The 13454-nt window shown below is 66.8% G+C and carries 13 protein-coding genes; 3 read left to right on the top strand and 10 right to left on the bottom strand.

The features are described from left to right. Positions 1–37: 37 nt before the first annotated feature. From I7X18_RS03645 to I7X18_RS03635, 3 genes are all read right to left on the bottom strand, one after another. Entirely contained in the window at positions 38–898 is an 861-nt protein-coding gene (locus I7X18_RS03645) for a 3-hydroxybutyryl-CoA dehydrogenase (protein ID WP_193044509.1), read from the bottom strand. 91 nt (positions 899–989) lie between these two features. After that, positions 990–2276 (bottom strand): isocitrate lyase, encoded by a 1287-nt coding sequence (gene aceA / locus I7X18_RS03640; protein WP_193044510.1) that lies wholly within the window; start codon positions 2274–2276, stop codon positions 990–992. 265 nt (positions 2277–2541) lie between these two features. Next, the gene (locus I7X18_RS03635) at positions 2542–3348 is read right to left on the bottom strand and encodes an acyl-[acyl-carrier-protein] thioesterase (protein ID WP_193044994.1); all 807 of its coding nucleotides are present in this window, start codon (positions 3346–3348) and stop codon (positions 2542–2544) included. Between the two features lie 132 nt (positions 3349–3480). On the opposite strand from I7X18_RS03635, the gene ramB reads away from it, so the two are divergent. After that, positions 3481–4908 carry an acetate metabolism transcriptional regulator RamB gene (gene ramB, locus I7X18_RS03630; protein WP_193044511.1) on the top strand — a complete coding sequence of 476 codons (1428 nt, stop codon included), beginning with the start codon at positions 3481–3483 and terminating at the stop codon, positions 4906–4908. Then, positions 4905–5441 carry a carboxymuconolactone decarboxylase family protein gene (locus I7X18_RS03625; RefSeq protein WP_193044512.1) on the top strand — a complete coding sequence of 179 codons (537 nt, stop codon included), beginning with the start codon at positions 4905–4907 and terminating at the stop codon, positions 5439–5441. The genes ramB and I7X18_RS03625 overlap by 4 nt, the downstream gene beginning before the upstream one ends. 3 nt (positions 5442–5444) lie before the next feature. On the opposite strand, the gene I7X18_RS03620 is transcribed toward I7X18_RS03625, so the two are convergent. Genes I7X18_RS03620 through I7X18_RS03590 form a run of 7 tightly spaced genes read right to left on the bottom strand, consistent with a single transcriptional unit; the run spans position 5445 to position 11435 of the window. After that, a complete protein-coding gene (locus I7X18_RS03620) occupies positions 5445–5714 on the bottom strand; it encodes a hypothetical protein (protein WP_193044513.1) in 270 nt (89 codons plus the stop codon). After that, positions 5711–7111: a dihydrolipoyl dehydrogenase gene (gene lpdA / locus I7X18_RS03615; RefSeq protein WP_193044514.1), complete on the bottom strand. Its 1401-nt coding sequence runs from the start codon at positions 7109–7111 to the stop codon at positions 5711–5713. Before lpdA ends, I7X18_RS03620 begins: the two co-directional genes overlap by 4 nt. Before the next feature lie 31 nt (positions 7112–7142). Then, positions 7143–7742 (bottom strand): hypothetical protein, encoded by a 600-nt coding sequence (locus I7X18_RS03610; RefSeq protein WP_232375403.1) that lies wholly within the window; start codon positions 7740–7742, stop codon positions 7143–7145. After that, positions 7735–8013 carry a putative holin gene (locus I7X18_RS03605; protein WP_193044515.1) on the bottom strand — a complete coding sequence of 93 codons (279 nt, stop codon included), beginning with the start codon at positions 8011–8013 and terminating at the stop codon, positions 7735–7737. Before I7X18_RS03605 ends, I7X18_RS03610 begins: the two co-directional genes overlap by 8 nt. A gap of 28 nt (positions 8014–8041) precedes the next feature. Beyond that, positions 8042–8596 carry a DUF779 domain-containing protein gene (locus I7X18_RS03600; protein ID WP_226862940.1) on the bottom strand — a complete coding sequence of 185 codons (555 nt, stop codon included), beginning with the start codon at positions 8594–8596 and terminating at the stop codon, positions 8042–8044. Beyond that, positions 8596–10119: an aldehyde dehydrogenase gene (gene adh, locus I7X18_RS03595; RefSeq protein WP_193044516.1), complete on the bottom strand. Its 1524-nt coding sequence runs from the start codon at positions 10117–10119 to the stop codon at positions 8596–8598. Before adh ends, I7X18_RS03600 begins: the two co-directional genes overlap by 1 nt. Beyond that, the gene (locus tag I7X18_RS03590) at positions 10116–11435 is read right to left on the bottom strand and encodes a GAF domain-containing protein (RefSeq protein ID WP_193044517.1); all 1320 of its coding nucleotides are present in this window, start codon (positions 11433–11435) and stop codon (positions 10116–10118) included. Before I7X18_RS03590 ends, adh begins: the two co-directional genes overlap by 4 nt. Before the next feature lie 167 nt (positions 11436–11602). On the opposite strand from I7X18_RS03590, the gene I7X18_RS03585 reads away from it, so the two are divergent. Further along, on the top strand, positions 11603–13432 hold the full coding sequence (locus I7X18_RS03585) for an NAD(P)/FAD-dependent oxidoreductase (RefSeq protein ID WP_193044518.1): 1830 nt from the start codon (positions 11603–11605) through the stop codon (positions 13430–13432). Positions 13433–13454 lie beyond the last annotated feature (22 nt).

The raw sequence follows: 13454 nt of genomic DNA, 5'->3' as shown, positions 1-13454 counted from the left end.
ACGTTTGCGTACAACAACCGTGCGCTCGGCGCAATAGCTAATACTTGTAGAAGCCCTGGCCGCTCTTCTTGCCCAGCTGACCCGCCTCGACCATGCGCAGCAGCAGCGGCGGCGGGGCGTAGTGGGCGTCCTTGAGCTCGTCGAACATCGCGTCGGCGATCAGCTTCATGGTGTCCAGGCCGATCAGATCGCTCAACCGCAGCGGCCCCATCGGATGCGACAGGCCCGCGACGACGGCCTTGTCGACGTCCTCGATGGTGGCGAAGCCCGCCTCGACCATCCGGATCGCCGACAGCAGATACGGCACCAGCAGCGCGTTCACCACGAAACCCGACCGGTCACTGCAGCGCACCACCTGCTTCCCGAGCACGTCACTGGCGAACTGCTCCGTCCGGGCGATCGCCGCCTCAGAGGTGGTCAGCGTGCCGACCAGCTCGACCAGCGGCAGCACCGGCACCGGGTTGAAGAAGTGCAGGCCCAGCACGCGGGCCGGATTCTGCGTGGCCGCACCCAGTTTCATGATCGGGATGCTCGAGGTGTTCGACGCCAGCACGGCGTCGGGGTCGGTGATGACCCTGTCGAGCTCGGCGAAGACCTTGGCCTTGATCGCCACGTCTTCGATGATCGCCTCGATCACCAGCTGGCGGTCCGCGAAATCCGCCAGCGAGGTGGTGAAGCGCAGCTTCCCCAGCGCCGCGGACTTCTCGCGGTCGGTGACCTTGCCGACGCTCACGCCGCGCTCGAGCGATTTGGTGATGCGGTTGCGGCCCGCGGTGACGAGTGCATCGGTGGTCTCGAACGCCAGCACGTCGACACCCGCGCGGGCGGACACCTCGGCGATACCCGCGCCCATCTGCCCGGCACCGATCACGCCTACTCGTTCAATGGGATTGCTCACTGCTACTTCCTAACAGACGACGAGCGCACGGTTGTTGTCACGTCTACTCGACGTTTGCGTGCAACAACCGTGCGCTCGGCGATGGATGCTCTTAGTGGAACTGGCCCTCTTCGGTCGAGCCGGTGAGCGCCGTGGTCGACGACGTCGGGTCCACGGTGGTCGCGATCCGGTCGAAGTAACCGGCGCCGACCTCGCGCTGGTGCTTCGTCGCGGTGTAACCCCGCTCCTCGGCGGCGAACTCGCGCTCCTGCAGCTCGACGTAGGCGGTCATCTGGTTGCGGGCGTAGCCGTAGGCCAGATCGAACATCGAGTAGTTCAGGGCGTGGAAGCCCGCCAGCGTGATGAACTGGAACTTGAAGCCCATCGCGCCGAGCTCCTTCTGGAACTTCGCGATGGTCGCGTCGTCGAGGTGCTTGCGCCAGTTGAACGACGGCGAGCAGTTGTAGGACAGCATCTGGTCGGGGAACTCCGACTTGACGCCCTCGGCGAACTTGCGGGCCAGTTCCAGGTCCGGCGTGCCGGTCTCCATCCAGATGAGGTCCGAGTACGGCGCGTAGGCCTTGGCGCGGGCGATGCACGGCTCGAGGCCGTTCTTCACCCGGTAGAAGCCTTCCTTCGTCCGCTCACCGGTGATGAACGGCTGGTCGCGCTCGTCGACGTCGGAGGTGATCAGCGTGGCGGCCTCGGCGTCGGTACGGGCGATGACGAGGGTCGGCACGTCAGCCACGTCAGCCGCGAGCCGGGCAGACGTCAACGTGCGGATGTGCTGCTGGGTGGGGATCAGCACCTTGCCACCGAGGTGGCCGCACTTCTTCTCCGAGGCCAGCTGGTCCTCCCAGTGCGAACCGGCGACACCGGCGGCGATCATGGCCTTCTGCAGCTCGTACACGTTGAGCGCGCCGCCGAAGCCGGCCTCCCCGTCGGCGACGATCGGGGCGAGCCAGTTCTCGACCGACGTGTCACCCTCGACCTTGGCGATCTGGTCAGCACGCAACAGCGCATTGTTGATGCGGCGAACCACCTGCGGCACCGAGTTGGCCGGGTAGAGGCTCTGGTCGGGGTAGGTGTGGCCGGACAGGTTCGCGTCACCGGCGACCTGCCAGCCGGACAGGTAGATGGCCTTCAGTCCGGCGCGGACCTGCTGGACGGCCATGTTGCCGGTGAGCGCACCGAGCGCGTTGACGTACTCGAGGTCGTGCAGCTGGTTCCAGAGCACCTCCGCGCCGCGACGGGCCAGGGTGTTCTCCTCGACGACCGAACCCTGCAGGGCGACGACGTCTTCGGCGGAGTACTCGCGGGTGATGCCCTTCCACCGGGGGTTGGTGTCCCAGTCCTGCTTGATCTGGTCCGGTGATTTCGGCGTGCCAACGCTCGACATGGGAGCTCCTTCGTTTACTTGCATCGCTACCGGTGCTGCCGGAGTTCCCGGCTTGTTAACACCAGCACGACTTCACTGCTGTGCTAATCCGAGGATGCACTACCGCATAACCGCAGGTCCACCCGTTTCAGTCGCCAACTTTTGCCAAGCGCGTTCGGGAAGTTGCGAAGGTTGCGAAGACGCACGTTGCTTGACCGGTTCAGTAGCTACTCGCGAGTAACCGGTTTCCGCTGGTCAGTACGCTCGTACTGTTAAACCGGGAACGTCAGAGCGCGAACAGGCATGCGATGGCTTTTGTCTCGTCGCCGACCGCATATGTGAGCGTTGTAACAGTCCGATCCACCAGATCCACACCGAACTTGTCGGTCGATCCGGCCGGATGGACGTGAGAGATGATCTCGAGCTTGTCGCCGAGAGCCACGGGAAGGTCGTGTTCGATCGTCACCCGAAGCGGCGCCCGCAGCAACTCGGGATGGTGGTACAGGTAGTCCTCGACCACCGACCAGTGCACCGAGTTGTTCATATGGTCGAAGATGTCGATGTCGCTGACCCGCACCGGATACTCACGGATCTCCCGGGCGTCGTCGCGACTGCCCGCGCTCAGGTATGCCTTCCAGCGCAACCGGTTGACGTCGGTGGTGCGCTGCAACCCGGCGATGAAGTCGTCGGAGATACGCGCGGGCCCCTGGGTCTCGCGGTTGATGTTGATCCAGAACGCCTCGGACTCCATCAGCCCGCCCTTGCGGCCGTCTATGCGGACCCGCATCTCGCACCACCGGTTCGACGTGCCCGAGCACCAGCGCCGCAGCCGCAGCATGTCCTGGAACTCGATGGGGCGGATCAGGTCGATCATCGTGCGCCGCACGATCCACAGCGGGTGCGTCGCCTCGTAGCCGAGTTCGCGAAGGTGGTCGGACCCGATGTCCTGAATGTGGCGGGTCGCGGCGTCGAACTTCAGCCGTCCGGTGCGGTCGACGTCGGCGACCCGCAGCGGCCAGCCGGTGTCGAAGACGTCGGGGTGGGGATCGGGCACCGGCATCATGGTCTTGCTCAGCCCCGTGCCTGCGGACATCGTGCCGGCCACCTGCGGTCCTCCCTGGCTCACTGCCCGGCGTGTTGATACCAGGCGCCCCGATACTGCCACAGCCTGCCCCGTGCCAAGACTGCGAAGCAACTGATTCGCAACGTTGTTACGCTGGTTGACGTGCCAAAAACGTTCGTGGGGTCGCGGGTTCGGCAACTGCGTAGCGAACGGGGATACAGCCAGGCCGCGCTGGCGCAGATGCTCGAGATCTCACCGAGCTACCTCAATCAGATCGAGCACGACGTCCGTCCTCTGACGGTCGCGGTACTCCTGCGCATCACCGAGGTGTTCGGTGTCGACGCGACCTTCTTCGCCTCCCAGGACGACACCCGGCTGGTCGCCGAACTCCGCGAGGTGGCCATGGACCGCGACCTGGGCGTCGACGTCGACGTATCCGAGATCGCCGACATGGTGATGGCGCATCCGACGCTGGCCCGCGCGATGGTCAACCTGCACCGCCGCTACCGGCTGACCACGACGCAGCTGGCCGCGGCGACCGAGGACCGCTACAGCGGTGCCAGTATGGGAGGCAGCGGCTCCGGGTCGATCACGATGCCCCACGAGGAAGTCCGCGACTACTTCTACCAACGCCAGAACTACCTGCACGAGCTCGACAGCGCCGCCGAGGACCTGACGGTCCGCATGCGCATGCACCGCGGCGACCTCGCCGGCGAACTCTCCAACCGGCTGTCGACGGTCCACGGTGTGCACATCGTGCGCCGCATCGACCTGGGAGACACGGTGCTGCACCGGTTCGAACCCGGCACCAAGACCCTCGAGATGAGCACCCACCTGTCGGTCGGACAGCAGGTGTTCAAGATGGCCGCCGAACTGGCCTACCTCGAATTCGGCGCCCTCATCGACAAGATGGTCGACGAGGGCATGTTCACCAGCGACGAGTCGCGCACCCTGGCCCGCCTCGGCCTGGCCAACTACTTCGCCGCCGCGACGGTGCTCCCCTACCGGCAGTTCCACGACGTCGCGGAGAACTTCCGTTACGACGTCGAACGGCTCTCGGCGTTCTACTCGGTCAGCTACGAGACGATCGGGCACCGGCTCTCCACGCTGCAACGGCCGTCGATGCGGGGAGTGCCGTTCTCCTTCGTCCGGGTCGACCGTGCCGGCAACATGTCGAAGCGCCAGTCCGCGACGGGCTTTCACTTCTCGTCCAGCGGCGGTACGTGCCCGCTGTGGAACGTCTACGAGACCTTCGCCAACCCGGGCAAGATCCTCGTCCAGATCGCCCAGATGCCTGACGGCCGCAATTACCTGTGGGTGGCGCGGACGGTGGAGCGCCGCGCCTCGCGCTATGGTCAGCCGGGTAAGACGTTCGCGATCGGCCTCGGTTGCGAATTGCGCCACGCGCATCGGCTGGTCTACTCGGAGGGATTGGATCTTTCTGGTGACAATGCGACACCCATCGGGGCCGGCTGCCGCGTCTGCGAGCGGGACAACTGTCCGCAGCGGGCGTTCCCCGCTCTCGGCCGGGCCCTCGACCTCGACGAGCACCGGTCCACGGTCTCGCCGTATCTGGTGAAGCAGTCGTGACCCGTATCGCGCCCGGGGGGTTCCGGGAACTCGGACCGCTCAACTGGGTGATCGCGAAGGCCGGCGCACGGGCCATCCGCGCGCCACGGTTCAGCCTGTTCACCGTGCTGGGCCAGCACCGTCTGCTGTTCCTGGCGTTCCTGCCCTACAGCGGTGTGCTGCTCGGCCCGCTGGGCAAGTTGTCCCGCCAGGACGCCGAGATCGTGATCCTGCGGGTGGGCCATCTGCGGGAGTGTGAATACGAGCTGCAGCAGCATCGTCGGCTGGCCCGCAGTCGCGGCCTGAACGCCGAGCTGCAGGCCAGGATCTTCGAGGGCCCCGACGCCGCGGGCCTCACCGACCGGCAGCGGGTGCTCGTCACCGCGACCGACGAGTTCGTGGTCACCCGTGGGGTGTCGCCACAGACGTGGGCGATACTGGCCCGGCATCTGACGAAACCGCAGCTCATCGAATTCTGCTTGCTCGCAGCACATTACGACGGTCTGGCGGCGACGATCGCGACGCTGCAGGTGCCGCTGGACTTCCCGGACTGACCGCTACAGGTACGTCACGCCCAGGACGATGATCGAGAACAGCACCGGCGAGACCGCCAGGCCCCACAGGAACGTCGACCATACATAGGACGTGCGCTGGAACTTGCGCCACCCGAGATAGCCCGCGACGGCGCCCAGCACGAACGACAGACCGGCCACCACCAGCACCCACGTGCTGACGTCGGTGGCGTTGGTGGCCAGTGAGATCGCGATCAGCCACAGGATGTGGCCGACCACGAATCCGCCGACACCGGCGACGATCTCGTTTCTCAAAAGTTGATCATGTGGCCGACGAGGCCGTGGAAGGCTTCCTGCAGCGCCTCCGACATCGTCGGGTGGGTGTGCACGTTGCGAGCCAGTTCGTTGGCGGTCAGATCCCATTTCTGCGCGAGGGTGAGTTCGGGCAGCAGTTCGGAGACGTCGTGGCCGATGAGATGGCCGCCGATCAGCTCACCGTATTTGGCGTCGGCGATGAGCTTGACGAAACCGGCCGGGGCGCCCATCCCGTGTGCCTTGCCGTTGGCGGTGAAGGGGAATTTCGCGACCTTGACGTCGTAGCCCTCCTCGCGGGCCTGCTCCTCGGTGAGCCCGAAGCTGGCGACCTGTGGCTGGCAGAACGTGGCGCGCGGCATCATCCGGTAGTCGCCCAGCGGCAGCGTCTCCGCGCCGGCGATGGTCTCGGCCGCCACCACACCCATCGCCTCGGCGACGTGAGCGAGTTGCAGCTTGCCGGTGACGTCACCGATCGCGTAGATGTGCGGCTTGTTGGTGCGCATGTAGTCGTCGATGCCGATGGCCTTGCGATCGGTCAACTCGACACCGGCCTTGTCCAGGCCGTAGCCCTCGACGTTGGGCGAGAAGCCGATGGCCTGCATCACCTTGTCGGCCTTGAGCTCCTGGGACTTGCCGTCCTTGCTGACGGTGACGATGACGGAGCCGTCGCCGCCTTCGTCCTTGATGGACTCGACCTTGGTGCCGGTGAGGATCTTGACGCCCAGCTTCTTGAACTGCTTTTCGATCTCCTTGGAGACCTCGGCATCCTCGTTGGGCAGCGCGCGCGGGAGGAACTCGACGATCGTGACGTCGACCCCGTAGTTCTTCAGAACGTATCCGAACTCCATGCCGATGGCGCCGGCACCGGCGATGACGATCGAGCCGGGCAGTTCCCGCTCCATGATCTGCTCTTCGTAGGTGACGACGTTCTCCGACAGCGACGTGTTGGGAACCAGTCGGGTGCTGGCGCCGGTCGAGATGATCGCGTTGTCGAAGGTGACCGTCTCGGTGCCGCCGTCGTTGAGGTCGACCTCGATGGTGTGGTCGTCGGTGAACTTCCCGTACCCACCGATCTCGGTGATCTTGTTCTTCTTCATCAGGAAGTGCACGCCGGCGACGCGGCCTTCGGCGACCTTGCGGCTGCGGTCGTAGGCGGCGCCGTAGTCGAAGCTCGCCTCACCGCTGATACCGAAGGTCTTGGCCTCCTTGGTGAAGATGTGCACCAGTTCGGCGTTGCGCAGCAGCGCCTTCGAGGGAATGCACCCCACGTTCAGACACACGCCGCCCCAGTACTTGGGTTCGATGATGGCGGTGTTCAGCCCGAGTTGGGCGGCGCGAATAGCCGAGACGTATCCGCCGGGACCGGCTCCGAGAACGACGACGTCATAGTGGGTCACGTTCACCACCCTAATGGTCGGGGCGGCTATGTCAGCGTGCGATCCAACCGAATACGTAGCCGCCGTAGAGCGCGGCCGCACCGGCGGTGGACGCGAGCGGCGCCGACATCAGCGCGATCGCCAGCGCCGAGATCACCGGCTTCCTCGCCACCATGGCGACGACCAGACCGGCGACCGTGCAGCAGACGAGGTAGACCAGGACGCCGTAGACCGGCCACGTCTTGTCGGGATCCAGGTCGCCGACCCACCAGTAGTAGAAACCTGCTCCGACGGGTGCGGCGACCACCCACACCGCCGCGAGCACCAGCGCGAACACCCAGCGTTTGAGGAACTGGTAGGAACCCGGCAGGGACAGCGGCTGCGCGGGCGGGACGACCAACGGCTCCGACTCGGGGTCGAACTCGAGCGCCTGGTACGCGATCGGGTCGGGGTCGGGGTCGGGATCCCGGTCGAGGGTGAGCGTGTGTTCGGGCTTCGCGGCCAGCGGCCCCACCGGGTCGGGTCGGCTGAATCCGCCGGTGTCGAATGTCGGCAGGTACGGCGACGTGTGCTCGCCCCCCGCGTGTTCGGCCCCCGCGTGTTCGGCCCCCACGTGTTCAGCCACAGTGGTGTCCTTCTTCTTGTCAGCCACCGTTGACCACCTCGATCAGCGCCAGTGCGCCCAGCCAGCCCGGCGCGACGGCCAGCACGAACGCCCCCACTGTGGTGACCCAGCGCTTGCCCGCGATCAGGACCATGAGTACGCCGAGCACGCTGGGCACGCCGACGGCCAGCGCGATGACGACGTCAGGGCGGACGGTGGCCGTGATCAGCAGTGTCGACGTGACGGCGGCCACCAACCCGACCGCGGCGCCGACCAACATCGCACTGGTCAGCAGCCAGGGGCGCGGCAGCGGTATCACGCATTCGACGATAACGCCGCCGGCGCCGTCAACCCTGCACGCGCGCGGCGCGCCTCCCGGGTATCGGGCACGCGTCTTCGGCCACCGCGACGACCGGAGCACGCTTCGGCGGGCGGTCTCCGTCGGCGTACCGGGCGCCCGTCAGCGGCGGTTCCTGGTCGAGGGCGGTGTTCTCCCCATCGGTGAAGGCGCGCCCTCGGCTGAGGAACCGCATCCCTTCGGGCGCCTCGAGGCTGAACCCGCCGCCGCGGCCGGGAACCACGTCGATGACGAGCTGGGTGTGTTTCCACGTGTCGAACTGCGGGCCGGAGATCCAGACCGGCACGCCGTCGACTCCGACGTCGAGCACCGCCAGCAGGACGTCGCGATCGCCGACGATGAACTCCCCGTCGGGGTAGCACATCGGCGACGACCCGTCGCAGCAGCCGCCGGACTGGTGGAACATCAACGCGCCGTGACGCCCCTGCAGTCCGGTGAGGAGGTCCGCCGCGGCCTGGGTGACGAGCGCCCGGGGCGGGCGAACGTGAGCTTGTGCACGAGATCCGGGCGAATCGTCGCGCACGAGCTCACGTTCGGCATCCATCAGAAGAAGCCCTGCGCTTTGTTGCTGTAGCTCACCAGCAGGTTCTTCGTCTGCTGGTAGTGGTCGAGCATCATCTTGTGGGTCTCGCGCCCGATGCCGGACTGCTTGTAGCCGCCGAACGCCGCGTGTGCGGGGTACATGTGATAGCAGTTCGTCCACACCCGGCCGGCCTTGATGTCCCGCCCGGCGCGGTAGGCGGTGTTGCCGTCGCGGCTCCACACCCCGGCACCCAGACCGTAGAGCGTGTCGTTGGCCATGCCCATCGCGTCGTCGTAGTCCTTGAACGACGTCACCGCCACGACGGGTCCGAAGATCTCCTCCTGGAAGATGCGCATCTTGTTGGTGCCCTCGAAGATCGTCGGCTGTACGTAGAAGCCGCCGTTGAGGTCGCCACCCAGCTCGGCGCGTTCACCGCCGGTGACCACGCGTGCGCCCTCATCTTTGCCGATCTCGATGTAGGACAGCACCTTTTCGAGCTGGTCGTTGGACGCCTGGCTGCCGATCATGGTCTCGGTGTCGAGTGGATCGCCCTGGCGGACCGCCTTGGTGCGGATCGCCGCCAGTTCGAGGAACTCGTCGTAGATGTCGGCCTGGATCAGGCTGCGCGACGGGCAGGTGCACACCTCGCCCTGGTTGAGGGCGAACATCGTGAATCCCTCGAGCGCCTTGTCCTGGAAATCGTCGCCGGCGGCCATCACGTCGGAGAAGAAGATGTTCGGGCTCTTGCCACCGAGTTCCAGCGTGACGGGAATCAGGTTCTGCGACGCGTATTGCATGATGAGCCGGCCCGTGGTGGTCTCGCCGGTGAACGCGATCTTCCCGATCCGGTTCGACGACGCCAGTGGCTTACCCGCTTCGAAACCGAATCCGTTGACCACGTTGAGGACACCGGCGGGCAACAGGTCGCCGATCAACGACATCAGGTACAAGATCGAGGCGGGGGTCTGCTCGGCGGGTTTGAGGACGACCGCGTTGCCCGCGGCCAGGGCGGGGGCCAGCTTCCACACCGCCATCAGGATCGGGAAGTTCCACGGGATGATCTGGCCGACGACGCCGAGGGGTTCGTGGAAGTGATAGGCCACGGTGTCCTCGTCGATCTGGGACAGCGCGCCCTCCTGGGCGCGGACCGCCCCGGCGAAGTAGCGAAAGTGGTCGATTGCCAACGGAATATCGGCGTTGAGTGTCTCGCGGATCGGTTTGCCGTTGTCCCACGACTCGGCGAGCGCGAGCGATTCGAGGTTCGCCTCCATCCGGTCGGCGATCTTGAGCAGGACCCCTGCCCGCTCGGCCGGTGAGGTCTTCCCCCAAGCCGGGGCCGCGGCGTGCGCGGCGTCGAGCGCCTTGTCGATGTCGGACTCCGTCGAGCGGGCGACCTCGCAGAACGCCTGCCCCGTCACGGGTGTCAGGTTCTCGAAGTACTCGCCGCCGACCGGCGCCACCCACTCACCCCCGATGAAGTTGCCGTACCGCGACTCGTAAGCCATCAATGCATCAGCGGCACCCGGACGGGCGTAAACAGTCATGCGTTTCCTCCTTGAAGGGGTTGGGAATTCGGGCGTTCGAGACGGGCGGCGTGGACGACGGGAGCGGTCGACGTGGGCAGGAGCCGCATCATGTCGGCGGGGTACTGCACGTCGAGACGTACGGAGTGGGCGATGCGGTACGGCTGTGCGGCGAGCAGTCCGCCGAACTGCTTGCGCATCCGCGACACCTCGGCGCGCACCGTCACCACCCGCGACGCATCGCCGTACAGGTCGACGGCCAACTCGGGCGCCGACCGTCCTTCGCATCGAATCGACAGTGCGAGAAGGATTTCCGCGTGCCGCAGTCTCAGGGAACGGCGCCAGCCGCCGACCTGGCCGACCATCTGCAGTGCCGGCGCGTCAGGGTTGCGCAGGTCCAGCGCGACCTGCGCCCCGACCCCGGCGGCGGCTTCGTGGTCGTCGGCCAACCTGACCAGCCATCCGCCGGGCAGCGGATCGACGTCGCACAGTCCCAGGGCCGGGACGAGCAGGCGGCCGGGCGCGACCTCGCGGGGCAGCGCGATCCGGTGGTGCGGCGGAAGCGAGTCGACCGCGGCTACCCAGCCGTCGGGGTCGACCGCAAGGGCGGGGCTGCCGATGCGGGCGAGGATGGGCGCGGCGACCATCCGCAGGCTGTTCAGTGTGCGGTTGTGTTGTTCGCGCAGACGGGATTCGGCGAGGCGCGCGACGGCGTCGACCAGCGCCACCGTCGTCGGATGCACGGTGGCTGCGGGACCGGACACGTCGACCACGCCGATGACGTGGCCGGTGCGGGGGTCCTTGATGGGGGCGCCGGCGCACGTCCACGGGTGGTGGCTGCGCGAGTAGTGCTCGGCGGAGAACACCTGCACCGCGGTGTTCGACATCAGCGCAGTGCCGATGGCGTTGGTGCCGACCGCGTTCTCGCCCCAGTGCGCACCCTCGATGAAGCCCAGCCGATCCGCGGATCCGAGAACCGCACGGGAACCCGCCCGCCACAGCACCCGCCCGCGCGCATCGGCGACCACCAGGATGTTGGCGCCTTCGACGATCAGCGATTCCAGCCCACGCGAGAGATCCTCGAGCACCGACATCAGGCCCGACGACTGGCGCAACTCCTCCAGCGTGGTGCCCTCCACCTCGGGTTCGGGCAGCGCGTCGGGCTCGATGCCACGCGCCATCAGCCGGTGCCAGGATTCCTCGATGACCCTGCGGGGTCGCGCCGGGGCGCGGTCACCCGCCATGGTGGCGTCGTAGACCGCCGACATCAGCCGGGCGTACTGACGCGGGTCCTCACCCGCTGCGACAGCGGGCTCGGGAACAGGCGGACGAGGCATCACAGCCGATTGTGCTCCCCGTCACAGCTGCGCGCCAATGCGGTTGCCATCCCGCTGTTCTATGTGACCGCGGCCACATCTCGAAAGAGCTGCATCGGGTTGCACGCGGCGGTGCAACGGCGTGCAACCCTTGTGCACACCCCGTCCCGCGGTGTGCCCTGTGTCACATGACACAGACCCTGGAACCCACCACGGACCTGACCCCGCAGCAGCGCGTCGACGCCTGGCTCGCCGACTTCGAAGCCGCCCTGGCGGTGCGTGACATCGAGCGCGTGGTGGCGAAGTTCGCGACCGACAGCTTCTGGCGCGACCTGGTCGCGTTCACCTGGAACCTCAAGACCCTCGAAGGTCGCGACGGTATCGCCGACATGCTCATCACCCGGCTCGCCGAGACAGATCCCGCGCACTTCCGGACCCGGGAGGCCCCCACGGCCGACGGCGACGTCACGACGGCGTTCATCGAGTTCGAGACCGCCGTCGGCCGCGGCGTCGGGCACCTGCGGCTGCGGGGCGACTCCGCGGGAAATGATGTGGCCTGGACGCTGCTGACCGCCATGCAGGAGCTCAAGGACCACGAGGAGCCGAAGGGGCCGTCGCGGGTGCTCGGCGCGGTCCACGGGTCCGATCCCGATCCGCGGTCCTGGGCGGAGAAGCGCGCCGAAGAGGAAGCGGCGCTCGGGCGGACGGTGCAGCCTTATGCGCTGGTGATCGGCGGTGGGCAGGGCGGTATCGCGCTCGGCGCGCGGCTGCGCCAGCTCGGGGTGCCCGCGATCGTCGTCGACCGCCACGAGCGGCCGGGCGACCAGTGGCGCAAGCGCTACAAGTCGCTGTGTTTGCACGATCCGGTGTGGTACGACCACCTGCCCTACCTGCCGTTCCCGCAGAACTGGCCGGTGTTCGCGCCGAAGGACAAGATCGGCGACTGGCTGGAGTTCTACACCCGGGTGATGGAGGTGCCGTACTGGTCGAAGACGTCCTGCCTGTCGGCCTCGTTCGACGAGGAGACGAAGACGTGGACGGTCGAGGTGGACCGCGACGGGGAGCGCCTCACGCTGCGCCCGACACAGCTGATCCTGGCCACCGGCATGTCCGGCAAACCCAACGTCCCGACGTTGCCGGGCCAGGACGTGTTCCGCGGCGAGCAGCACCACTCCAGCGCCCATCCCGGACCGGATCGCTACGTCGGGATGCACGCCGTCGTGATCGGGTCGAACAACTCCGCCCACGACATCTGCAAGGCGCTGGTCGAGAACGGCGTCGACACGACGATGGTGCAGCGCTCGTCGACGCACATCGTGAAATCGGATTCGCTGATGGATCTCGGCCTCGGGGACCTGTATTCGGAGCGCGCCCTCGCAGCGGGGATGACGACGGAGAAGGCCGACCTGACGTTCGCGTCGCTGCCGTACCGGATCATGCACGAGTTCCAGAAGCCGATCTACGACGCGATCCGGGACCGGGACAAGGACTTCTACGAACGGCTGACGGCCGCGGGGTTCGAATTGGATTGGGGCGACGACGGTTCCGGCCTGTTCATGAAGTATCTGCGCCGCGGTTCGGGCTACTACATCGACGTCGGGGCGTGCGATCTGGTGGCCGACGGGACGATCAGGCTCGCCCACGGTCAGGTGTCGCATCTGACCGAGAACTCGGTGGTGCTGGACGACGGCACCGAACTGCCGGCCGACGTGGTGGTCTACGCGACGGGCTACGGCTCGATGAACGGCTGGGCCGCCGACCTGATCGGCCAGGACGTGGCCGACAAGGTGGGCAAGGTGTGGGGTCTGGGCTCGTCGACCACCAAGGACCCCGGGCCGTGGGAGGGTGAGCAGCGCAACATGTGGAAGCCGACGCAGCAGGAGAACCTGTGGTTCCACGGCGGCAACCTGCACCAGTCGCGGCATTACTCGCTGTATCTGGCACTGCAACTCAAGGCCCGCTTCGAAGGAGTCCCGACACCGGTGTACGGGCTGCAGGAGGTGCACCACCTGAGCTGAGGCGGTCGCGCACAATGGGTGC

This window comes from Mycolicibacterium baixiangningiae (assembly GCF_016313185.1).
Lineage (GTDB): Bacteria > Actinomycetota > Actinomycetes > Mycobacteriales > Mycobacteriaceae > Mycobacterium > Mycobacterium baixiangningiae.
The sequence above is the reverse complement of the archived record's forward strand: the minus strand, read 5'-3'. Positions and strand labels throughout refer to the sequence as shown.